This window comes from Paenibacillus sp. FSL H8-0168, assembly GCF_038592955.1.
Taxonomy (GTDB): Bacteria; Bacillota; Bacilli; order Paenibacillales; family Paenibacillaceae; genus Paenibacillus; species Paenibacillus polymyxa_B.
Map to the genome: position 1 here is coordinate 5,350,891 of NZ_CP151948.1, position 23,000 is coordinate 5,373,890.

At 45.7% G+C, this 23,000-nt stretch carries 27 protein-coding genes; 10 read left to right on the plus strand and 17 right to left on the minus strand.

What is annotated here, in order from left to right:
- The first annotated feature begins 16 nt into the window (after positions 1–16).
- A complete protein-coding gene (locus MHI21_RS23640; RefSeq protein WP_342419008.1) occupies positions 17–577 on the plus strand; it encodes a hypothetical protein in 561 nt (186 codons plus the stop codon).
- A 2-nt stretch (positions 578–579) separates the two neighbouring features.
- Entirely contained in the window at positions 580–1,023 is a 444-nt protein-coding gene (locus MHI21_RS23645; RefSeq protein ID WP_342419009.1) for an immunity 26/phosphotriesterase HocA family protein, read from the plus strand.
- 62 nt (positions 1,024–1,085) lie between these two features.
- On the opposite strand, the gene MHI21_RS23650 is transcribed toward MHI21_RS23645, so the two are convergent.
- A complete protein-coding gene (locus tag MHI21_RS23650) occupies positions 1,086–1,625 on the minus strand; it encodes a hypothetical protein (protein WP_342419010.1) in 540 nt (179 codons plus the stop codon).
- A 429-nt stretch (positions 1,626–2,054) separates the two neighbouring features.
- On the opposite strand from MHI21_RS23650, the gene MHI21_RS23655 reads away from it, so the two are divergent.
- Positions 2,055–2,714 carry a hypothetical protein gene (locus MHI21_RS23655; protein WP_342419011.1) on the plus strand — a complete coding sequence of 220 codons (660 nt, stop codon included), beginning with the start codon at positions 2,055–2,057 and terminating at the stop codon, positions 2,712–2,714.
- Complete coding sequence (locus MHI21_RS23660) at positions 2,695–3,054, plus strand: hypothetical protein (protein WP_172828236.1); 360 nt, start codon at positions 2,695–2,697, stop codon at positions 3,052–3,054. Before MHI21_RS23655 ends, MHI21_RS23660 begins: the two co-directional genes overlap by 20 nt.
- Here MHI21_RS23660 and MHI21_RS23665 read toward each other — a convergent pair.
- A complete protein-coding gene (locus MHI21_RS23665) occupies positions 3,044–4,681 on the minus strand; it encodes a DUF6138 family protein (protein ID WP_342419012.1) in 1,638 nt (545 codons plus the stop codon). The genes MHI21_RS23660 and MHI21_RS23665 overlap by 11 nt on opposite strands.
- Before the next feature lie 158 nt (positions 4,682–4,839).
- Here MHI21_RS23665 and MHI21_RS23670 point away from each other — a divergent pair, with 158 nt between their 5' ends.
- Complete coding sequence (locus tag MHI21_RS23670; protein WP_342419013.1) at positions 4,840–5,616, plus strand: SMI1/KNR4 family protein; 777 nt, start codon at positions 4,840–4,842, stop codon at positions 5,614–5,616.
- A gap of 17 nt (positions 5,617–5,633) precedes the next feature.
- Complete coding sequence (locus MHI21_RS23675; RefSeq protein WP_341162870.1) at positions 5,634–7,061, plus strand: SMI1/KNR4 family protein; 1,428 nt, start codon at positions 5,634–5,636, stop codon at positions 7,059–7,061.
- A 28-nt stretch (positions 7,062–7,089) separates the two neighbouring features.
- Here MHI21_RS23675 and MHI21_RS23680 read toward each other — a convergent pair whose 3' ends face one another.
- Together MHI21_RS23680 and MHI21_RS23685 are read right to left on the minus strand one after the other, a co-directional pair.
- Complete coding sequence (locus MHI21_RS23680) at positions 7,090–7,704, minus strand: TetR/AcrR family transcriptional regulator (protein ID WP_061831995.1); 615 nt, start codon at positions 7,702–7,704, stop codon at positions 7,090–7,092.
- Between the two features lie 25 nt (positions 7,705–7,729).
- Positions 7,730–9,214 (minus strand): NAD(P)/FAD-dependent oxidoreductase, encoded by a 1,485-nt coding sequence (locus tag MHI21_RS23685; protein ID WP_341162869.1) that lies wholly within the window; start codon positions 9,212–9,214, stop codon positions 7,730–7,732.
- Positions 9,215–9,636: 422 nt separating this feature from the next.
- On the opposite strand from MHI21_RS23685, the gene MHI21_RS23690 reads away from it, so the two are divergent.
- The gene (locus tag MHI21_RS23690; protein WP_190298161.1) at positions 9,637–10,869 is read left to right on the plus strand and encodes a PHB depolymerase family esterase; all 1,233 of its coding nucleotides are present in this window, start codon (positions 9,637–9,639) and stop codon (positions 10,867–10,869) included.
- A gap of 419 nt (positions 10,870–11,288) precedes the next feature.
- On the opposite strand, the gene MHI21_RS23695 is transcribed toward MHI21_RS23690, so the two are convergent.
- Both MHI21_RS23695 and MHI21_RS23700 read right to left on the minus strand, forming a co-directional pair.
- On the minus strand, positions 11,289–11,396 hold the full coding sequence (locus tag MHI21_RS23695; protein WP_158451783.1) for a putative metal homeostasis protein: 108 nt from the start codon (positions 11,394–11,396) through the stop codon (positions 11,289–11,291).
- 246 nt (positions 11,397–11,642) lie between these two features.
- On the minus strand, positions 11,643–12,002 hold the full coding sequence (locus MHI21_RS23700; protein ID WP_061831998.1) for a hypothetical protein: 360 nt from the start codon (positions 12,000–12,002) through the stop codon (positions 11,643–11,645).
- Between the two features lie 185 nt (positions 12,003–12,187).
- On the opposite strand from MHI21_RS23700, the gene MHI21_RS23705 reads away from it, so the two are divergent.
- Together MHI21_RS23705 and MHI21_RS23710 are read left to right on the plus strand one after the other, a co-directional pair.
- A complete protein-coding gene (locus MHI21_RS23705; RefSeq protein WP_010347197.1) occupies positions 12,188–12,457 on the plus strand; it encodes a helix-turn-helix transcriptional regulator in 270 nt (89 codons plus the stop codon).
- A gap of 63 nt (positions 12,458–12,520) precedes the next feature.
- On the plus strand, positions 12,521–12,727 hold the full coding sequence (locus MHI21_RS23710) for a helix-turn-helix transcriptional regulator (RefSeq protein WP_342419014.1): 207 nt from the start codon (positions 12,521–12,523) through the stop codon (positions 12,725–12,727).
- A 242-nt stretch (positions 12,728–12,969) separates the two neighbouring features.
- Here MHI21_RS23710 and MHI21_RS23715 read toward each other — a convergent pair whose 3' ends face one another.
- The 11 genes from MHI21_RS23715 to MHI21_RS23765 all read right to left on the minus strand — a co-directional run bounded on the left by MHI21_RS23715 (position 12,970) and on the right by MHI21_RS23765 (position 21,980).
- Positions 12,970–13,845: a cysteine ABC transporter substrate-binding protein gene (locus MHI21_RS23715; protein WP_069290583.1), complete on the minus strand. Its 876-nt coding sequence runs from the start codon at positions 13,843–13,845 to the stop codon at positions 12,970–12,972.
- Between the two features lie 18 nt (positions 13,846–13,863).
- A complete protein-coding gene (locus MHI21_RS23720) occupies positions 13,864–14,619 on the minus strand; it encodes an amino acid ABC transporter ATP-binding protein (protein WP_029518574.1) in 756 nt (251 codons plus the stop codon).
- An 18-nt stretch (positions 14,620–14,637) separates the two neighbouring features.
- The gene (locus tag MHI21_RS23725) at positions 14,638–15,315 is read right to left on the minus strand and encodes an amino acid ABC transporter permease (RefSeq protein ID WP_013312399.1); all 678 of its coding nucleotides are present in this window, start codon (positions 15,313–15,315) and stop codon (positions 14,638–14,640) included.
- The gene (locus MHI21_RS23730; protein ID WP_039271644.1) at positions 15,296–15,961 is read right to left on the minus strand and encodes an amino acid ABC transporter permease; all 666 of its coding nucleotides are present in this window, start codon (positions 15,959–15,961) and stop codon (positions 15,296–15,298) included. The genes MHI21_RS23725 and MHI21_RS23730 overlap by 20 nt, the downstream gene beginning before the upstream one ends.
- A gap of 219 nt (positions 15,962–16,180) precedes the next feature.
- Positions 16,181–17,629: a SulP family inorganic anion transporter gene (locus MHI21_RS23735; RefSeq protein WP_039271645.1), complete on the minus strand. Its 1,449-nt coding sequence runs from the start codon at positions 17,627–17,629 to the stop codon at positions 16,181–16,183.
- Between the two features lie 288 nt (positions 17,630–17,917).
- Complete coding sequence (locus MHI21_RS23740) at positions 17,918–18,322, minus strand: PIN domain-containing protein (RefSeq protein ID WP_250260217.1); 405 nt, start codon at positions 18,320–18,322, stop codon at positions 17,918–17,920.
- Complete coding sequence (locus MHI21_RS23745) at positions 18,323–18,562, minus strand: hypothetical protein (protein WP_226002551.1); 240 nt, start codon at positions 18,560–18,562, stop codon at positions 18,323–18,325.
- A gap of 64 nt (positions 18,563–18,626) precedes the next feature.
- On the minus strand, positions 18,627–19,184 hold the full coding sequence (locus MHI21_RS23750; RefSeq protein ID WP_341162865.1) for a hypothetical protein: 558 nt from the start codon (positions 19,182–19,184) through the stop codon (positions 18,627–18,629).
- Between the two features lie 23 nt (positions 19,185–19,207).
- Complete coding sequence (locus MHI21_RS23755; RefSeq protein WP_342419015.1) at positions 19,208–20,878, minus strand: AarF/ABC1/UbiB kinase family protein; 1,671 nt, start codon at positions 20,876–20,878, stop codon at positions 19,208–19,210.
- A gap of 1 nt (position 20,879) precedes the next feature.
- The gene (locus MHI21_RS23760; RefSeq protein WP_342419016.1) at positions 20,880–21,239 is read right to left on the minus strand and encodes a phasin family protein; all 360 of its coding nucleotides are present in this window, start codon (positions 21,237–21,239) and stop codon (positions 20,880–20,882) included.
- A 102-nt stretch (positions 21,240–21,341) separates the two neighbouring features.
- Positions 21,342–21,980, minus strand: coding sequence for a ThuA domain-containing protein (locus tag MHI21_RS23765; protein ID WP_039271649.1), 639 nt, complete (start codon positions 21,978–21,980; stop codon positions 21,342–21,344).
- A 438-nt stretch (positions 21,981–22,418) separates the two neighbouring features.
- Here MHI21_RS23765 and MHI21_RS23770 point away from each other — a divergent pair, with 438 nt between their 5' ends.
- Positions 22,419–22,868 carry an AbrB/MazE/SpoVT family DNA-binding domain-containing protein gene (locus MHI21_RS23770; protein WP_025721620.1) on the plus strand — a complete coding sequence of 150 codons (450 nt, stop codon included), beginning with the start codon at positions 22,419–22,421 and terminating at the stop codon, positions 22,866–22,868.
- Positions 22,869–23,000: the final 132 nt, after the last annotated feature.

Here is a 23,000-nt window from a genome sequence, read left to right on the forward strand (position 1 = left end):
AAAGGGAGGCCTACTGATGACAGAAATACATAACCCTAATTGGGGACCGGCTTATTTAGAAGGTTGGGTTGTACCCGAAAACCCAGAGGCATGGGTCGAGCAGGAGTGGACAGGTACGCTTCGTTCACAGGCAGGACATACGAAATTCCACATTTTTTATTATGGAGAACTTATGGACGAGCTGATCACTGGAACTGAATTTGCCCCCCAACTCATTATTGCAGAAGAGGCAGTCACAGGTGAACAGATCGTGATTTTTGACGGAACCCGCCATGGTTACGATGCTCTGCTATGCGAAGTTTATACCAAGGAACAGCAGAACAATCGTACTCCCCTGCTGCCCTATCTGGACGAAGATGGTGAAGATACTTTCGAGGTAAGCTTGACCACTTTTTATAATGTGGATTGGGATGACGAGTTTGCAGACGATGTGGATGAGAATGGACAGTTAGAGCTGATCAACGGCGAACGATGCGATTTTGAAGATGCGAAGCGGAACGGCTATGATGCGATCAGCATTACGATTACCAACGCTAAAGGTCTAAAAACAGAGATCATTCAGGAAGAGCTGGCCTGACGATGGTGTTCAAAAGAATCAAACATCGGGAAGGCGATATTTTTGTTATCCCCATGCATGACGGCCGATTTGCGGTATGTCAGGTGATCTGCGCACTGTATGGTAGATTCAAAAAAGCGTTCTCCTTCGGGGTTCTATCCATAGGCCAGAATCAAGCGTACAAGGGTGAAAAGACATATCTTCCGTTCACAAATTATCGCGGCCGATTTGAAGTTATATTCACCGCCACCCAAAATCTGACGAAGGGAGTATGGCCTATTATCGATCAGCGCCCTCTATCCGAGGAACAACAGCAGCTAAAATATTTTAATTGTGCGGGCCATCTGTATTGCGGGGATGAATATATACGCAATCTGGAACTGGAAGAATATAATCAATATACTGTAATGGGCGTGGCTGGATATGAGTTGGTACAGCGATATTTAGCCCAATACAAAGACCACTAGCAGAAGAATAGCAGCACAAATAACCACCTTGAAGTTTGATACCAAGGTGGTTATTTACGCTGCTAAAAGGGCTCGAACGTATACGGGAATGGTGTACACTCTGTCCCTAATACCGACTTCACGCGCTCTTCATCCACCAACGCTTCGAAGAGGCTATATAAATCCGGGGCTGCATACCGAAAATTGCCCCATGTGCGTAGATTCAAAGCATAGATTGGGAATTCTCCCCGTTCATCAGGCGATTGAATATCCCAAATCAGCAGGTCATTCCCTTCACTGGAAGCGAAGGGAACCACATGCTCCAAAAGTTCTGGAAAGCCATCTGGCTCCAGCGCCGCTTCTTGTAAAACCTCTTCCGATTCGAGTAAATCATCAAACCAGGCCCGCCAGTCATGATAACGATGAAGCCATGAATCCGGGTGATCGCCAAGAGGAATATGAATGTTCCATAAGCCGCATAGTCGCCCGTAACCAAGAGTTTTGACATAATCTATATAAGAAGGCGGAAAACCCATACCATTTTCAAAACGATGTTCTATTAGAAAAGTCTCGTCATAATAAGCCTGAAACTGAGGACGTTGCAGCCCTGTAAAAATGCTCATGTTCGCCCTCTCCTTTTGCACGTCCTATTCACCTTTTCACCCTTCGGTGCATTGAAAAGGCCATTTTCAAGTGTTAAAATGGGAATAAGATGTATATTCTAAAAAAAGTGTGAAGATGCGTCAACATCCTCACTCTTTGGCAACAGCCGCTTTTAAGGGCGGTAGCCGTGTCAAAGGATGATCATTGAAATAGACCGCTTGCCTTTGTCGAGGGCGGTCTATTTCTTTTTATGGAAGGAAAGAATTAGGATCACCAACGTTGCGAATTGAATCATCAACATTAGGGTGTCTTTAACCTCCACAGGCCTCACCTCCTTTACAGGAGACTAGCCGACCGCCCATCTAAGCCATTCTGTTGTTGAGGAATATTATAACATACGAATCATAAAATGTACGTTTTTACGCTCTTTCCGAAAAGGAGGAACGAATATGGAGCAAAAGCGCTTCAAAGATGAACATGGATATAAATATGACTTTGCCGCCGTGATCTGGAGAGGAGAACAAGTAGCTGTTCACTGTCCCCGTTGTCAGGGCCAAGCTTTTATTTCCAGATCCAAAAAAGACTGTTATTACGTTGTTCGATGCTCTCATTGTTACTACACGTATCAGCAGCCAGAATCTTATACATTCTATGCACGCGGCGTATGCAACCATTGCGAGCGGTATTTTAATATCGAAATCCATGATGACCGAACGAAACTCCATAAAAATACGAATATAAACTGTCCGCACTGTGAGACACGCAATCAGGTTCCGGTGCATCGTGTTCAATCACGCGAATGGCATACGGACGTGATCCAAAACGGAAAAGACCCTATTTTCCAGCTCCAGCTGTACTTCCTTGATTACTATCGGGGTAAACCTGTCTGGGCTCTTAACCGGATACACCTGAATTACCTGCTCTCCTATATCTCTGCCGAGTTGCGGGAAAAGCCTACATCCGGTATGATGCGTACGGCTTCCCATTCCATTCCCAAGTACATTAAGGATGCGAAGAATCGCCAGGCCATCTTAAAGATATTACAAAAGCTACAGCATAAGCCAGCAGCTAAGAGAGGAGCCTCCATACATGAGCATACAAACTTTTGACAGCCTTGAAGCACTGGTCCATGCCGTTGACCAAACAGAAATCAATGAATGGGTATTTGCCAATCTGGAACGTGTTCAAAGTAATCCGCTCAATTCTACCTACTACATCATTCCCGAGGAAGAATTGTGGGAGCTGGAGGATGCCGGTCTCACCGTCACCAATCATCGTGATGAAAGTATCCCTGCATCTCTGCCAGACCATCACGTGCAATCTTGGCTGGAGGTGGCGACTGTACAGGATGTCATTGAAGTGTTACGCCACAGCGGAAGCGAGCCGGATATTGAACGCATTGCGCAGGGACTGCGATATTATCATGAATATGATGCTTTTATGGAATAAGCGTCTCCAGCAACTCTTTTACCTCAGGGACAGCCTGCTTCAGGCTGTTTTTTAGTCTCTTCGCGCCACCCCATATACGATAAACAAGCACCTCTTGTTCGTAGTCCTCCAGCTTCTCAAGCTCCTCCACCAGTACCTGTGCCTGCTCTACAGTTTCGATTCCGGATGACTTCAGGGGTTTGGCAGACTCGTTGCTTGCCAGTAGAATCCTCGTCCAAACGGGGATCGTGTCAGGTGTTAGCCCATGCGCTTCGGCAAAAGCAGCCGCGTAACCGTCCTGTACGGACTGATGTTCACTGTCCACCAGCTTCATATAATGATTCACTAATGGGAAATAGTTCGTTCCTTTCAGTCCTAATCCCATTACCGCATAGGTTCCTGGCATCGCCGACTTTTCACCGGGCTCTACATCGTTATACCATTTGAATTCTTCCATCACGGTTTCGGCATATTCAGCCAGCAACGGATGCAGCGACGGATACTCAAGTGCATTGGCGAAGAAACGATGTAGCGTAGATTTAGCCAACTTGGGTACAGGCAGGTAGTTTTTCACCTTGCTTTTGAACTTCATCCGATATTCCTTGGTAAAGCCCTTCTTTAAAATATCGCATAAATATACAAGTGCTTCTCTATAGCTTTCTTCTTCCTCTGAACGAATCTGAACCTCCAGCGTTTGCAAAATATCATTGGCTTGGCAGATGACTCGCTCGCTTGTATGTAGCGCTGGGATGCTTCCTGATCCGCTCTCAAGCCACACGGAAGCCTGCTCCGAGCCTAGCTGTGCAGCAATCTCCAAATATTTCTGCCGTGCATCGGCATCGGTCGAACCCACCCGCATCGCGGTAAGCAGGAACATCTCCATGGCTGGCGTGGGAATTTCCGAAGGGAGAATATCGGGCTTCACTTTATAATCCAGCCCATAGCTTTTTTCCCGATCCGCATACTTCAGCAAAAATTCATCTTCAGCCCAATGCTTTAAGCCACTGCTGAGCTGATACCTCCATGCTTCCTCACGCTTGCGGCTGACCTTCACTTTGGCATCCATTATATGGAGCAACTCATACACCCGCTGGGCATCTATAGCGTATAAATGAGGATCAAGCAAGTGTCTCACTAGGAAGAAATCGTCCTCTTCCTTCGGGATAGCTTTACTGGAGGGGTTGAGCTTCTGCTCCACAAACTGCTGGATAGTGGCTAACAGTTGCTGCCGTTTATCTTCATTTAGGAGTGAGAATGTAAAATGATTGGCCTTATTCTCCAAGACCACTTCCAGATGAAAATCCAGCCGATAACGAAAGAACATGGAACTGAATTCTTCCGAATTAAATAGCGCCTCTATCCGTTCCCTAAACACAGGCATCCATTCGTCCTGAACCTGCTGCAGTGTTACCCCCTCCGTAAAACCAGAAATCTCCATGTCCGGTCTACGATGATCCCAATCAAACGGTTCGTAGGTATCCACCCACAGCCCATCCTTCTTACAGGTAACTTTTAAGTATTCATGAATCCCTTCGTGAAGGACACTTTTGATTTGGAATTCGGCGATGCGCTTTTGCTCAGAAGCGTACGCCTCATCAATCGCCTCAAAAATTGGATCTATGTAGGCTTGTACCCCTGATGTTGTCATAAGATGTGTTCCTCCTTCGTCCCCTCACAAATTGTAGTTCCTATGGAATTAAGATAGACTAATCTATAACTATTTTATTTCCTAATTATAGCATATCTCTCATTTACTTTTGATCTCTATCCCTATAGATAGAGTGCCGGAAAGCAGGTGCATCCTACATGTATTGGGTTTCCACACAACATACGACGGTGGCTGCCGATGAACTGACAACTTTTGAACATACCTATGGATTAACTTTACCCCCTTCCTATGTAGCATTCCTCACCCGCTACGGGCCGGGCACCTATTGCGGCCTGCTAATGATTGAAAGGCCTGATCCTCAACTATTGCAAGCCTATGCGGATTACGAACTGTGGACGCATGATGATAATTGCCCAATTATAGCGCATCAGCTGGGTGAGTGCGTGGTCATTGGCAGCTCTATAGATGGTGACTTCCTAGCGATTCATCCTCAGGTCGAAGGCTTGCTGTGGCTGCCACGACACTCGGAGATCATTACTACGAAGACTTTAGATGTTCAAGTCCCATTCACAGAAACACTGGAACATATTTTACGGGATGAATTCGGAAAGATGGAACCATTTCCCCGTTATTTCGAACCTGTCAGCCCAGACAAAGCCGCAACATTCCTACTGTTTAATCCCCCGGATACGACCGAGGCCTACAATCCAGCCCATCCGAACGAGCAAGCCCTGGATTTCGCTCCGGCATCCATACAAGCATTGGCTCAGCGGTTTAAACAGCATTTTGCCTCAAACCTATGGATTGAAAATGAGCATATCTGCATGGCTTTTCTTCAGACTCTAGGCGGATACGTGCGTTTTAACTATGCATATGGACGCGAAGTGGCGATCATTTATGAACCGAAAGCGATAGCACTTCGTGTTGAAATTCTAGCATTCTTGCAAAAAGAGCATTGTCGGGTTGTAGAGTAAGAGGAGGACGAATACGAATGACAGTACATTTTGCACAAACCTTAGAAAAACTGGAACAAGTCGTTGATCGTCTGAGACAAAGTGGGATGCCTGATGTGGTATACCAATGGACGGAGGGGATTTCTACAGGTGAACTAACTGAGCTGGAGGAACGGCTGCGGATGCCTTTGCCTGCCTCCCTGTCTGAATTAATACAGCGGTGTGGCAGCTTAAATTTACTATGGTGCCTCCCCCCACACTGTATTGTAGCTGATGGACCGGAGTGTTCATATAAAAACAGCAATGATCTTGAACAAGAGCAGAGTATCCTAGACGATATCACAGGAGAGTTTGGCTGGAATCATGAGTATATTGGCTATTTTACATCCTATGGGGAAGATACCGACTCGGTAGCGGACGAGCAACGATATCTGATCCTTAATTATAATGGTGCGGGTGATCCGATACTGCTTGATATGGCGACATCCACTACAGAGCCAGCGGTGTTCTGCTATCATCACGAGTTGGACCAGTTCACGCTGCTTGCGGAAAATCTACCTGCCTATATAGACACCATGCTCACCTTGCACGGGCTATGGCTATGGGATTGGTTTAAAGTGGCCGATGAGCATGGCATTCAGCTAAACAGCCCACCACTGCAACTCTGGCTACGCTGGTTGAACATGTTTTGCACGATGAAACTGGAGGATGCGCAGTCGTTGGAGACGCTGATCCATTACACCACCATGCATGGCGTAGATCATCCTGCTGTGTTGCAGGCTTTTCAAGCCTATGATCCAAAGGACATTTTTCTTGCCTGGGAGCAGCACTGGCAGAACATTCAGCATAGCCAGGTTCCATTCTCTACTTGGGCCGTTTTAATAGGGGAGACCGCGGGGATGGGGGCTGCTGATTGGGTCCGCTCCTTGTGGGAACCAGAAACCGCGCAAGCATGGACATCTTTAGCTCAAAACAATACCCTACATGCTAAGGGTGCATTTGCGTCCACACGTGCCTATCTGAGCGCCCGTTGCCTACCCGAGCAGGAAGGCTTGGTATGTGTTTGCAATCACCTGCTACAGGATTCGGCTGCAGAAGACAAATTAGAAGGATACACCGCTAATGGGCAGCTACAGCATTTTCGTTCACCCCAGATCATTAACTGGATGCGGGATAAAGTCAATCATCCGGTGGATGGCTGGGCAATACTTTTCGCTCACTCCCGTCCTACAGCTGAGCAGTTGATTGAATGGCTATCCGATAGCGAGCTTCATCAAAAAATTGCAACGGAGGCGCTGGATATCATGATTCACCGGGATCTTCTTCCCGCTCTGGAAGCAGGCGCTTGGGCCAATATCTCAGATTTGCTTCATGCTTCTTTGCAGCTCGTTATGCTCAAAAAAGATAAACGTCGCATTGAAGCCGTGCTTAAGCAGCTTTCAGACGCGAATTCGCATGTACAGTGATGCGAGGTAAAGAAAGTTAGCCGCTGCATCAGCGGCTTAACCCCCTGAGGAAAGTATCTATAGTAAATGCGATCAATTCATCATTGGATTTTGCCATAGGAAGTTCAAAATTCAGGAGCAAAGAAGTCAATCCGTGCAGCATGCTCCATACGGATCTGGCGATCAGGCGCTCATCTCCTTGCATGATGCAGCCTTCCTCCATAGCGGCTTTGAGCCCAGCTTCAAGCAGCTCAAAGCCTTTAAAACGCCCACTGTCTATAAGGCTGACCAAGCTTACAGATTCCAGGTTGCTGATAAACAGGATGTTGTAATATTCCGGGTTAGCCGTTCCAAAACGAACATACGCATCAGATACCGTTTTCAGTGTGTCCAGAGCGTTCAATCCCGCTGCCTGTGCTTCATCCACACGCTGCTGAAGAGCCTGCAGGAACAAGGTATTTCCTTCTACCAGCAGTTCACGGACCACGGCTTCCTTATTGGCAAAATAATGATAAATAGTTGTTGGTGAATATTCGATCTGATCCGCAATTTTGCGCATGGAGACTTCGGCATATCCTTGATTCAGGAAAAGCGACCGGGCGGCCTCAATGATTTTCCGGCGGATCTCACTGCTTTCACGTTCTCGGCGTTTGATATGTTTCATGAGTAGATGTACTTGCCCTTTCTGCCTACCCCAATTTGGCGGCGATACGATCAGCTTCCATTATACCCGAGTTCATAACCCCTTGAAACCCGCCCCCAGGCTGTGTCCAGGCCCCTACCAATGACAGACGATTCACAGCTGATTTGTGCTTCAGTCTTTTTATACCGGACTGCCGGACCGTTTGTGCGTAGCCATAAACGGCCCCGTCTGGATTAGCGGTATAACGCTGCATCGTGCGCGGTGTGCCCAATTCGGCCACCACTACCTTGCTGCGAAAACCCGGATACAGCTGTTCTAGACATCCCAGTATCTGCTGTGTCACGGCTTCTTTTTTGGCTTTATATTCGGGACGTGCGGCAGGCCAGTTCTCCAATCTGTCCAAAAATGTAATTGCAATGACACCCTTTCCCGGTTCATTAAGCTTAGGGTCCATGGCGTTATAATTCGTGAGCATCCAGTTGCCTTTGGTATACTGGCCGCTCATCATAACTTCATAATCTGTTTCCGAATCCGGCTCATTGCACAGGATTAAGTCTTCTTCGGTGATGCCAAGCTCATGAGGCTCACATGATAATCCCAGATATAGCTGGGTGAGAGACGTGCCAGTCTCCAGACTGCTGACAGCTTCCAGCTCACGACGGGCAGCATCATGGTTTTCCAGTAGGCGGCCATACGTATGATGGGGACTGATACCAGACACAATCCAGTTGGCTTTATATACATCGCCTTTTTTCAGACGGACTCCAACTGCTTTACCGCGTTCGAGTATAATCTCAGATACTTGACTGCGCAGGTGAACTTCTCCTCCCGCTGACTTAATAGCGTCAACCAATGCATTGGATAAAGCCTGTGCGCCTCCCTCAATGTAGTACGTCCCCTCCAAATGATAGCCGATCCAGGGAATGAAAAAATACAAGGCCGCAAGCCGTTTTGGAGGCAATCCATAATAGGCCCACAGCGCGGTAAAGAATTCTATGAAGCGGTCAGACAAACCGAACTGGCTTACAGCTTCCCAGGTCGTCATTTGCGTCCAACGGAAGAAGGTTCCTGCTTTGAGCAGGCCAACCGCCTTGCGCCAGGAAGTGAGAGTAGAAAAAGCAGAAAAGCCTGTTTCAAAACGGCGAATGCCCGCGAATAAACTGTCAATGCCTGACACCTCAGCAGGAAACATATTTTTGAGGAGCTGCACATACTCCTGAACATCGGACGGAATATCAATGGTCTGTCCTTCCCAACGAATGGAGTAAGGGTGCTTTTTGCGGAGAGGAACAATTCGCTGGTCCGCATTGCAGTCCTTTAACAGCCGACCGAAGCTGCCCTCCTCGAGTCCGCCGACACCGTGCAAGGAGACATCAAAGGTATATCCCTTTCTTGTAAATTCAGTTGCGAAACCGCCAGCTAAAGTATGGCTTTCAAAAACAGCTGTTCGGTAACCGAGCGCGGAAAGTCTTGCTGCACAGGACAAGCCACCCAGTCCTGCACCGATGACAATAACATCGTATTGGTTCATGATTTCATCCCCTTTTGTTAACATCGTTATATAAGTTAACACTGTTAAGTTAAGGAGATTATATACCACAATATTACCGTTGAAAAGCCCCTATGACTTGGTTTTCCTGCTATAGATGAATACCATGAGTTCGACATATCCACTTCTAATTGCAAGTTGCTTTAAGGATTTTTGTAGAATCCTCCGTAACGAAAGTAAAACTTTTTTTTAAAAAACACCCAAAAATGTAGCGCTTTCACTTGTCAGATTCCAATGAAGGTGTTATCCTTCAAGTGGGATTGTTACTGAAAAGGCAAAACCCGAGTACACACGTGTACCCGGAGTTTGCCTTTTTTGATTTGTATGAATTCCACAGCATACAGTCAATTATCCCGAACATGTAGTAAGCGCTTTAAAAAATGACACCAAAGGAGATTAATCTCATGCAAAGAAGACGTTTTGCCCTTGTTTTATTATCTTTCGTGTTCCTGCTAACGATCTTTTTCCCATCCTCCAGCTCTGCCGCAGCAGCCGATGTCCCAGCGCCACAGGCTACCCTGCTTACTCAGGTACAGCCTTTGGGTGAAGTCGTTTCTGCTGTCGTACTGAAATACAGCACCAATATTGACGGGGCATCCTTATCCACGTCCAGCTTTCAGGTTCAATCTGTACTCAATGATGTATATACAGACAGAACCGTGACCAGTGTATATACCAATGATACTGGAGCCATCACCAACCGCAGTACTCATGGCAAATATGTCGTGATTGAGCTGGATACGCAAGATAAAAATGCAAGTACCCTTACTTACGATGCAACAAGCGCAGTTAACCGCATCAACACGTTGAATTATACGATTAGTCAAAAGAAAGATATTGCAACTTCAAAGAAAACAGTCATCCCAGCCTCTACACAGACTGTAAAAGCAACGGATAAAATTACACCAATCGTGGACGACTTCCAAAAAAATACCTTTGAAAATAAAGAAGGCTTCAAGCTGAACTACTTTACATTTGAGCCTAAAGTAGAACCAGGCAAAACCTACCCGTTGGTTGTATTCCTGCACGGAAACGGCGAACGCGGTGATGGAAACGGAGTCAACCTGTTAGCGAATGCTGGTGCTGTCACTTGGGCTTCTCCTGAGCAGCAAGCCAAACACCCATCCTTCGTAATCGCTCCACAAAGCCCGATTGACCTGGAGCATAAATTCATTTGGGCAGATGAGCCACGCAACAGCGCTGTAGCCGATTTGGTACGTGATACGGCGTTAAAATACCCGATCGATACCAACCGAATCTATATTGTTGGTATTTCTCAAGGAGCCATGGGAACGTGGAGATTGTTGGAAAAAAATCTGGACTTGTTCGCCGCAGGTGTGCCGATTGCCGGTTTGACCAACTATGAAAAAGCCGTTAACATGTATGCGCCTGTTGAACCTACACACGTCGAGGCATTGAAAAACGTTCCTATTTGGGCCTTCCATGCTGCAGACGATACCACAGTAAGTCCTAAAAACTCGCAAGAAATGGTCGCTGCCATTAAAGCACAAAACGGAAACCTCATTCACTTCACTGAATACGAAGCAGGGATTATCAAACCTACGGGACACTTCTCCTGGGTTCCGGCTCTGCAAAATCAGGATATGATTGAATGGCTGTTTGCACAAAAGAAATAAATGTAGCTTTTGTATTAAAACCGAACTTAAAAGTTTCATATTGTGCCACTACGCAGTCGGATAGTGCTTCCCATCGCCATCGCCCCCGGTTTTCTTGAACAAAGCCTTTTATAGAGTAGTAATCCGGGGAGGTGATGCTTCCGAAGCGCGCTTTCCTACGGAAAGCTTTTAAAGCGATCGCTTCGCTTGTACAGCACTATTCCGTCTACTCCGTTTTTATGTTCATTTTAAGTTTGGTTTTTTTATATCTCCAAATAATGCGCCAGAACGGTTCGATACCCGCCTGGCGCTTTTTTATTATTCAAAAAAAGACACCTACTTTCCTGTGTACCACCATCAGGAAGGCAGGTGCAATATCAAAACGAGGAGACTGAAAAATTTGACACTGGTATTGCCATTTGCAGTTAACTTGGAACCTGCTACTTCGCGCGTTTCGCAGCTTTGATCGTTCTCAAAGCTCGTCTGCGGGTTACCTTGTTCGGACTCCGAAGCTGTCTTCTGGCAGTTGCCACATCTGCTTTAGCCATGTGTACATCACCATCCTATTCACTTAGGCTCATATTGGGAGCATGCACCTAAAGACTGTTATTAATGATTATGATTCTCATTATCATTTAAAATTATATAATGAAATCTACTAGCATGCAAGAGCTTTTGGTGAAGTATGTATCTTTATTACGGCAGTGTCCATTTCACCCTTTTACGCTTCTGTGTTACATTATATAAGTAAAACGAGAACAAAAATTCGAATCAGAATTTACGTTCGCCATTTTTCATAGTCCTTTATTCCGAACTAAGTCAAAGTCTATATCTTCCCGACATGTGTTCCATAACAGTTCATCTGTAAGAAAACTTAATGCATCCATGTTGCGCAATCGTTCGACCAACTCAGTAATCACATCTATGTCTTCACGTTGTACATGTCTTGCAAGAGTGATTCCTCCCGTGTCACCATCAACATATAGATGCGAATAATGCCTTTCCTTTTTTACATGTCGAAGAGTAAGTACGCTATTGTCGATCATCATGACGTATCGATCCTTGATCAGATAGCCTTCAAAAAGCTCATACATATGCGGAAGATCACAGGGACCAAGAATGACACTTACTTTTTCAAAATTACTTTTGTTCATTTAGATTTAGCTCCCTCTTATGATTTTAATTATTCAAAGCAAGAAAACTAACAACTATTCACTCGAAAAAGCGGAATTCAAACCACAAGTTTTACTTCTGTAGTTCTATTTTATTACTTCTATAGTAAAACTTCAATAGATTTTATGATTTTCTTGTACTATGAAACAAAAGGAGAATCTAAATTATGGAGATTCAAAATAGATATCATTTTAAACTTGGCGATATTTTAGAAGAACTTGATATTTCCCGAAATAAACTGGCCGTAGAAGCAAAAATACGTCCGGCAACTGTAATAGATATGGTAAATGGCAAAACCAAAAGACTTGAATTAGAAACACTTGTCCATATCCTTGATGCTTTGAATAGATTCGCCCGCCAGCGTAGATTTACAAGGACTATTACTCTTGCTGATATTGTAGAGTACATTCCCGAAGATGGAATTGAGGGACATTGAGACTACCAAGGCATGACCTCAATTATTTTTGTAATTCGTTAGAACATGGGGGGTCTGTTCAACATGAAAATGTCAAACGCACAGGGAATTGCTTTCAAACTTGAAGAATTGCTTCGAGAAATCGGGATTACTAAAAATGCCCTCGCTCGTGAGGCTAAAATCAGACCCAATACTATCTACGAAATGTGTAACAATACATCCAAGCGGATCGAGTTTAAAACGTTTAATACAGTGATGGAAACGTTAATTCGCCTTTCTGGTGCCCGTTAACCCTGCACGATGTTCTCGAGTACATACCTGAAGATGAGGTCCATGAATATTAATTCTGCGTAGAGTGTGGCGTTATTTTCAATAATCCTATACAAAGCAAAAAGACCCATTTTTTTAGAAATTCGGGTCTTTTTGCTTTAAAGGAATCCATTATGCAAATATATAGATTTACAGCACTCAGAACTTAATTACATTCCAAAATGATCATATAAACGTATCAAACACTCTTTACTCACCCCAGATTAATCCACTTTGCCGCCCTCTACGACCAGTTGATCTGTAAAGCCTTCTCCGTAAACAGAGGTCAATGTGTCCTTGTAGGCTTGATGCACAAAGTTTTCCTTGCCTAATGTAGCCAACTCATTGTTGATCCAGTCTAATAACTCCTTATTTCCCTTTGCTACTGCGGGTGCAATCGTATCTTGACCACCAAAGGCCGGGATGGTTACGGTAAAGCCAGGGTTGGCCTTTGCCCAGGCGATCAGCTCTGTATTATCGTTGGCAATGGCAGCCCCGCGTTTGTCTTTGAGGGCTGAGAAGATTTCTGTATATTGATCGAATTTAAGCAGCTTGATATCAGGGTAATTTTTCGTGAAATAGGTTTCAGCCGTTGTTCCCTTTGCGACAATCAGCTTCTGATCCGAATTCTTCAATTGGTCAATCGTGGTGATTGGAGCGCTATCAGGCGACACAATGCCAAAGGATAATTTCATATACGGGTTGGCAAAATCGACTTTTTCCTTACGCTCATCCGTCACCGTAAAGTTAGCCATGATGATATCTACCTTGTTGGATTCCAAATAGGCGACCCGGCTGGCAGCATCCACCAGAACAAATTCCACCTTGGACTCGTCACCCAAGAGATCTTTGGCAAACCGCTTCGCAATATAGACGTCAAAGCCTTGATTCTTCCCTTCCGAATCCACGTAGCCAAAAGGCGGCTTATCTGCAAATACACCTATACGAATCTTGCCATTCTTTTTAATGTCCTCAATCGAAGCAAATTTAGCCGAGCCTGAACTACCGTTGGTATTTCCGCCTCCTGCACATCCCGCCAAACCAACAATCAGCAAGCTCAAAGCCAGTAATAACGTCGTGAACTTCATTCCTTTTCTCATCTGTATTCATCCCCCTGTTTATATCGTTTCGTACTGAAATATATCCAGAAAGTGCTGGGCACGCTCTGTTTCCGGTTGGGTAAAAAATTGCTGTGGCGTAGTCATTTCGCATATCTGTCCTTGATCCATAAAAACGATACGATCCCCTACCGACTTGGCAAATCCCATTTCATGCGTCACGATAATCATGGTCATGCCCTGCTGTGCCAGCTCTCGCATGACATCCAGTACCTCTCTGACCATTTCCGGGTCCAAGGATGCGGTGACTTCATCAAAGAGCATAATTTCTGGGTTCATACACAGGGCGCGCACAATTGCAATCCGTTGCTTTTGCCCACCTGATAATTGCCTCGGATACGCATCTTTGCGATCCAGCAGACCCACTCGCTCCAATAGCTGCTCCGCTTGCTCAAGTGCCTCCTGCTTATTTCTCCGCTGAACTTTAAGCGGGCCGAGTAATATATTTTCTAAGACCGTCATATGTGGAAACAGCTCGTAGTTCTGGAACACCATTCCGATATGCTGCCGCACCTCACGCCAATTCACTTTCTTATCCGTCAGGTCCTGCCCTCTATAACGGATATCTCCACTCTGGACCGGCTCCAGACCATTGAGACATCGGAGGAGCGTGCTTTTTCCACATCCCGAAGGACCGAGAACGACCACGACTTCCCCTTTCGTTACGTCCAGATTAATCTGTTGCAGTACTTTTCGGTCTTCGAAGCTTTTGTGCAGCCCTCGAATTTCGAGTAAAACCTCCACAGCCTCTCCCATGACATCCACCCCATCCTGCTAATTTTGCCATCTGCGTTCAAATCTTTTGGAAAGTCTGGATAACGGATAGCATACGAGAAAATACAATATGAAAATAAAGCCGTACACCCAGAAGGATGCCGAGGGCGCCTTGATTACACCAAGCTCAATAATCTGCTGCCCGACCTTGACCACTTCCACTACACCGATCAGCACCACTAATGAAGTGGTCTTGATCATCCGTGTCGCCAGATTAATAGAACCGGGAAGCATTCGGCGCACCGCCTGGGGAATGAGCACATGGCGGTATAACTGTCCATATGTCAGTCCCAATGCCTGCCCGGATTCCACCTGATGCTTGGGCAGTGATTCCAATGCACCACGAACGATGTCACCAATCTCGGCCGCTCCCCACAGGCTGAATACGATAATTGCTGTCAATTCCCCGCTGATATTCACATTCAACAAAGGAGTAAATCCAAAATATACAACATACAACCACACCAGAATTGGAATAATGCGGAATGTCTCCAAATATAATTTCAGCACAAACCGAATCGGTCTTGATTTTAAGGTGCGCAGCAACCCCATCAAAATGCCTAGTAGAGTACCGATAATAATGGAAAGTAACGCAATCTCCAGCGTAACGAGTAATCCCCCTAATAGACGCTCGAAATTGGAACCTTCAAAGAGCACATTAATCCCCGAATTCAGCATATCTCACCTTCCTTTCCACCCATGTCAGCAGTATCGACAAAGGTAAAAGCAGAACGAGATATGCCAATACCAGCAGAATTAGCGATTCTGTTGTTTTGTAGTACATGCCGATCAGGTCTTTTGCCACATTCATCAGATCTAATAAAGCAATGGCGCCAACAATGGAAGTCTCCTTGAGCAAAAAAATCGCATTCGCTCCCAGAGACGGAACACTGATGGCAAAAGCCTGTGGCAAAATAACATATCTCGCCAGTTGTATCTTGGACAGTCCGAGACTCAGCCCGGATTCCGTCTGGGTTTTACTCACTGCTTCCATTCCCCCACGGAACGCCTCAGCCATATAACCCCCGCCCAAAAAGGTCATGCCCACAATGGCACACGTCATTTCGCTCATATGCAGACCTATTTTCGTAAACCCGTAATACAGAAAATATAACTGTACAAGCAGCGGCGTATTTCGGGAAAGCTCAATATAGGCAACAACGATGCCGCTAATTCCCCTTACCTTGTAATACAGTACTGTGCTGCACAGCAAACCGACGACTAATGAAAATAGAATAGCAAAGAAGGCGATCTTCAACGTCAACCACATAGCTTCTCCATATAACGGCAAGCTCTCTACAATAAACTCCCAGTCTAAGTTCATATGTGTATACCTTTCGATTTTCAATTATTCCTATGTATTTGCTCTACTTAATAACAATGATTGTATTCCTGCCCAATTATTACGTCAATACTTTGATGAAAATTTGTCATATTTATCTATGATTCAGGAAGAAAAGTGTTGTTTTATTTCAGAAATAAATAAAAAAAGCTTGAAATGAATAAATTTCATTTCAAGCTTTGATTTATGCTATACCATTCATCATACGAGCGGCTCGGTAACAAGAGGGCCGCCGAGCTTCTCTACAATTAAACGGCTCTCCTCATTTAATCCCCGCAGGGTGATGGATTTGCCGGATTTCGTATACTTTTGCAACACCTTGCCGATGGCAGTAACTGCGGAGTGATCCCAAATATGAGAATGACTGAAGTCCACCACGACACGTTCTGGATCATCCGAAGGTTCGAAATGATCGACAAAATGAGTCGTTGAAGCAAAAAACATCGGACCCCTGACATGGTACACCTTTTCGTCGTTGTTCTCCGTTGCGCTGATGCGAATTTTAGCCATTTTCCAGCCAAAATGCAGAGCACTCAGCAGTACGCCTACGATCACGCCCTTGGACAAATCATGCGTAGCCACCACAATGATCACCGTGACCACCATAATAAACGTGTCCGCCTTAGGTACCTTGGCAATGTTTCGGAGCGATTTCCAGTCTACGGTTCCGATACACACCATAAACATGACTCCTACCAATGCACCCATTGGCACTTCCTTTACAACCCCGCCAAGCACGAGCAGCAGAAAGGCCAAGAATACCCCAGCCGTAAAAGTGGACAAACGCCCTCTTCCACCTGAGCTGACATTAATGACGGATTGTCCGATCATGGCACAACCACCCATACCACCAAAAAAGCCATTTACAAAGTTGGCAATCCCTTGCCCGCGGGCTTCCCGGTTTTTATTGCTCTTCGTTTCAGTCATTTCATCCAAAATACTGGCTGTCAGCAGCGATTCCAGCAGTCCAACCAGTGCCATCGTAAAGGAATACGGCAACAAAATCCGCAAAGTATGCCACGACCACTCAATTTGCGGCAAATGGAATGAAGGCAGCGAGCTGGTTAGCGTACCGATATCTCCTACCGTTTTCACATTTAATCCAAATACATACGTAATGATCGTCATGATGATGATTGCCGTCAATGGAGCAGGAATGCTTTTCACAAATCTCGGTAAAATATACACAATGAGCAGCGTCCCCGCTACCATCGCGTACATGATCCAATTAGCTCCATGAAAGTGGGTGAGTTGCGCCATAAAGACGAGGATCGCCAGCGCATTCACAAATCCGGTCATAACTGGCTGCGAAATAAAGCTGATAAAGCGACCTATTTTCAAAACACCCAGCAGCACTTGAATGATTCCTGCCAAAATGGTAGCTGCAAACAGATACTCCACGCCATGATCCTTCACCAGGCCAACGACCAGTACAGCTACGGCCCCGGTCGCTGCCGAGATCATCGCCGGACGTCCACCTGCAAAAGAGATGACAATTGCCATCGAGATGGAGGCGTACAGTCCGACCATGGGATTGACCCCCGCAATGATCGAGAAGGCAATCGCCTCGGGAATTAGTGCTAGCGCCACGGTCATGCCCGCAAGTATATCGGCCCGGATATTACCGAACCATTGTTGTCTAAGATTCATACTGTCTCGTTCCAGCCTCCTATATTTACGGAGAGTAGCGTGTTGACTCGCACCCCGTGTGTTTCGGGTCTCCGTCCAGCGACCAATCGCCAAGGCTCTCCTATCATTCAGCTCGTCTCTCTCAAACGAACCCGGTCCGTTACATTCAGTCCATCATTATAACGTAAGGAATTCGCAGAGACGAATGAGTTAAAAGGCTGTTTACAGAAAGAAATCATCTATTTCCTTGAAATATCGATCATTATCTTCATCTTATTCGTTTTCTTATAATTAAAATTTTCGCAATTTCTAAGATTCTAACCTGCTAAAGTTTATCACCTTAACTTCATACTCAGACTCCGCGAACTGTAGATCTTGATCCGCCGTAACCAGTACCAATTGGTTTATAATAGCTGTCGCAAGAATCAATGCATCTGGAGTCTTGAGCTTTCTTGCAAACTTATCTTTTTGTTCTCTTCTGATACGCCCCGCTTTAATTGCGATGTCTGAATTAACTGCGATAAATTCCCCGCCAAGAAAAGGTATTGAATCTAAGTCAGTATCAGTGGGCAACCCGGCTATAAACTCGGACTGAGTTATAACAGAAAAGAAAATATTCTCTTTGTCTTTCTCAGCTTGTCGTATTACTCTATCCAAAGATGAGTCAAGTCTATGAAGGGCAATAGCTGCATTCGTATCAAATAAATACCCCATCTAATCCCAATCCTCTCTGGATTGTTTAACACTCTCTTCGATCTCAAGTAATTGCTCCTTACTTAGGCTGCCTCGGGAATTTAAAACAGCTTGCAACCCTTTCGGTAACGGGGACTCTAAATCAATAACCTCAGTTTCCCCCTGTTTATTTTCTATAGTAACTTTTGATGGTTCAAACCCAATATCACGAAGGAGATTTAAGAGACGTATTCGATGTATATCAGTTAATTTTTTTGCCACTAAAATCACTCCTTAGCAAAAGATTAGTTTCCTGTCATAGCTCATCTTATTCGTTTTCTTATAATTAAAATTTTCGCAATTTCTGTACAAGCTCCGATAGGGATTCAGCAATCTCAGAGTCCGCATGCTGCTGGAGTAAGCTTTCAAAGTCAGGTAGTGCTTGCTTCAATAATCGATAACTATAGTCATAATAACTCCAAAAAGCTACCGGATCATAACCGCGTGCTTCTTCCTCTTCCCACTCCAGTTCATCTTCTTCTGGATCGCTGTCTGCTGGCCATAGATATTTTTCGTCCAGCAGCATGGTTAGAGATTCCACAGACTTCTGTGAATCCTCTTGTGCATTTTCCATGTCCAATGCTCCAACAACCGCATGGTACAGTTCCAACTCACTCCGCGTGATATCATCCGAATTTCTCATATGCATATTACGCAATAAGAAAAGTAACACCCATGGCGTAACCTGCCACAATGTGCCTTGATGCTCTATCAGATCAGCAATTGCTGCGTACTCCCCGTTGGATATCAATTGTGGCAACTTCGTGCCCCTACCATAAGGAGTAGTCAGGCGGTGCCATGGCACATCTGCAATTTGGAGATTATTCATCTTATGTGTATCCATAAGTTTTCCTTTCTGGTCAGTATCTAGAATCTTCCCGATTTAAAAATGGAATATAGTAAAAAGGCAACCATTAAGAGAGCGACAACAAAGCCGATTTCAATGGCAGGTACATTCCACAGCATGGTCGCCTGATGATTCAGCGATGAACCGATAATCAGTCCGACCATAATAATGCTGAACGCTAACAGCACGATACTGAATGACAGACGGTTGCTGATCTGATCCAGCCTGCGCAGAAGCATTTCCAGCTCCGGCACAGTAACCTCCAGCTTAAGCTTGCCCTTGCTGATAATCGAGGCCAAGTGCCTCGCATGTCCTGGCAGTTCCATCAGCGTCTCCACCAGCTCAGTCGCACCACCCAGCAGCTTGCCTCGGATACGACGACCGCTGAAGCGTTCCTTCAACAGCTTGTTACCAAAGGGCTCAGCCAAAGCGATAATACTAAGATCGGGGTCCAGATGCTCCACGACCCCCTCCAGTGTCAGCAACGCCTTGCCTAGCAACAGGACGTCCGACGGCAAACCAATCCGATGGCGCTGCGCTGCGCCAAATAGGTCGTTCAAAGCATCACCAATACTGACCTGTGAGAAAGGAACGTCTGAGTAATCTTCGCGTATCTTGTCCAGATCGGCACGCAGCGCATTCAGGTCGGTGTCCGGTTCGACCAGACCCAAACGTTCGATAGACCGAACCATGGCATCGGTATTTTTGCGCATCAGGGCAATAATGAGGGAAGCGAGATGATTCTTCATCTCTTCGCTCAACCTTCCCGTCATGCCAAAGTCCAAATAAGCGAGACTGCCATTTTTCAGAACAAGTAAATTCCCCGGATGGGGATCGGCATGAAAAAATCCCTCTATAAAAATTTGATGCAGCATGCTGTTCACCAGCCGCTGCGCCAGTTCTTTCAAGTTATATCCACGGCGTAATAGCTCTTCACGACTACCCAAGTGAGTTCCGTCTAGAAACTCCATAGTCAGTATACGGGAAGAGGTATGATCCCAGTATATTTTCGGAATATAGATATGTGGGTCCTGCTCAAATTGGAGCGCAATCTTCTCTGTGTTACGGGCTTCATGGTTGTAATCCAGCTCCTGAATGAGCGATCTCCCCAGCTCCTCTACCATCTGGCGAAGCTGATACCGCTCTACCCACTCCCAGCGCTTGGCTGCCATAGCGGTCAGTTCCCGCAAAATGTCCAAATCTCGCCGAATGATGCGATTAACGCCAGGACGCTGGATTTTAATGGCGACCATTTCGCCGCTGTGCAGCTTGCCCAGATGCACTTGCCCGATCGAAGCAGCGGCCAGCGGAACATCGTCAAAACGAACCAATATGTCCTCTAATGACGTGTCCAGCTCTTGCTCCAGAATGCCACGCGCCGTTTCAGATGAAAACGGCGGTACCTGATCCTGAAGCTTAACCAGCTCACGGATAATAGGCTCCGGCAGCAGGTCAGCACGTGTGCTTGCCAACTGTCCAAGCTTGATGAATGCAGGCCCCAGATCCTCCAGCACAAGTCGAATCCGTTCACCTAGCGTTTTGGACTCGGGAGCTTCTCTCGTCAGCCACTTGCGAGGCAATGACAGCAGCTGGAACAGTCCCATTTCTTCCACCATATAGCCAAAGCCATGACGCGCCAGCGCCATGGCAATTTCCCGGTAACGACCGGCGTGCTTCATACGAACCGCCATTTTAATCCAGCCGGTTCGCTTCTTCAGTGTCGCTCGAACCCGTAAGCGCCGCCTTTTCTTTTTCCAGCTCCGCTACCTGTTTTTCCAACAATGCCACACGTTGCTCCAAACTTGTAACATCATTTTCGGTAGGTACTTCCAGCTCCTGCAAAATGCGGCTAACCTGTTCGCGGATCACTGTTTTGAATTGTCCCTGTTCCTCTGCCCCTCGTTCGATCAGACGATCGACCAGCGCTTTGGATTCCGAAGGCGCAAGTTCTCCCCGGTTTACAAGATCCTCGACGGCTTTCTCCACCTTTTCTTTGCTGACAACGGTGAGGCCCCACCCCAATGAGATGGCTTTTTTGAACAAATCGCTCATAATATATCCTCCCCTACCTGTGATTACCTATAGTATAACCTGAAAAGGGGAGCCGCATAAAGTTCGCAGCTCCCCTTCCTCAATGAATGGAATGATCTATGTTTAACCTGGAAAGCGTCCAGCCCACTTGGCAGCCTGAAGCAGCAGCTTGCGGTATCCCTCGTGTTGGAAGCTTGGCTGATTATGTCCAGGCATCAAATAGACGACCCGACCCAAGCCATAGGACAGTGACCATGCCGCCGGCCACCACTGGCCTTCGTGTTCATATTCCATCAGTAGTGTTTTTTCAGTGAAAGGATCAAAATCAAAACGATACGGCTCCTCTTGCATCTCGAACGGCTCGATTCCTTCCATAATCGGATGATCCGGCTCCGTTACTTTGAAGGAAAGTGGACCCGCAGCCGGGTGTCGCAAGAAACGTGCCCCCATTAACTGTGCAATTTCATACCGTCCTTGCAATGTGATTCCGTTATGCAGCACAAGCAATCCACCCCCGCCGCTAACATAAGACAGCAATCCTGCTGTTTGTTGAGGTGACAGAACCTCCTTGCGGCTATCGCAGTACGAGATACATAGATCAAATGAGGTTAGATTTTCCTTAAGCAGCATTTTACGATTCTCACTGCACTGTACCGTCATCCAATCCTGTAAAATATGGCTAATCTCTTCGTCCACCCCTTGCAGCGGGTGAAACTCCGGATACGAATAATCTCCTAACAACAATGCTTTTCTTTTTTCCATGATAAATCCTCCTTGCCTGACTTGTATATAAGGACTTTAAAGGCGGGGCCCGTGTCATTTATTCTTGTTTGTGGGGTCAAAACGCTCAAAAAATTCCGTTTGGCCCTTATCCATTTCCCATAACACCGCCATCATTGTCCGAGCTACGGCATATATAAATAATTCTACAGACAGCCTATTAAATCCTTTAGCAGACGATTATAGCATATATGTTCGCTCGGAATAAACTTATTAAAACTTATTCAAAATTTATAAATCTGAACGATGGCGATTCGGCCTGTTTATGGTATACTCGTAAGAAAAAAAGTGCGTCCATGCTTGATTAACAATGAAGGGCCGCTTTTTGTAAGAATTTATGCTTGCGGTTATAGAATTGATAAGAATTGCCTCAAACCTTATACATTCTATAAATCTTAAAAAACCGGGGAGGTTGCATGAATGAAAAGGACTGGAATGACCCGGCCCTTGGACAGCTTGGGGCGAATTGTGCTTCCTAAAGAGTTGCGCATGACGATGGAGATTGACATCGGCGATCCATTAGAGTTTTTTATTGAAGACCAGACACTCATGCTCCGTAAGTACAAATCAACCAACTGTATATTTTGCGGTGCGGTTGATACCAACACCTACTTTAAAGATCAGTTTATCTGCGATGAATGTGCAGCCTCGATGAAAACGGAAGATTTAGTTCCGGTCACAGCGACTGAAACCCATTCACCCCCACTTAAGCAAAATATGCATATGAAAAAAATTTATCAGCGCACAGACGTTATTTTGGAGAAAATGAGAGAGCTTATGGAAGAACATCCAGCATCTTCACAAAAACAACTCGCCTCCATGCTTGGCGTGAGTCAGGGAAGGATTTCCCAGCTGAAAAAGCTCATGTAAGCGAATCACCAAAAGAGTAATGTATACGCTTCCATACTATGTAAGGTTTAAATCTATTGAATTTAGAAAAGCCGGACCCTTTAGGGGACTCGGCTTTTTTTCGTTTATATGAAGTATTGGACTCGTTTGCAA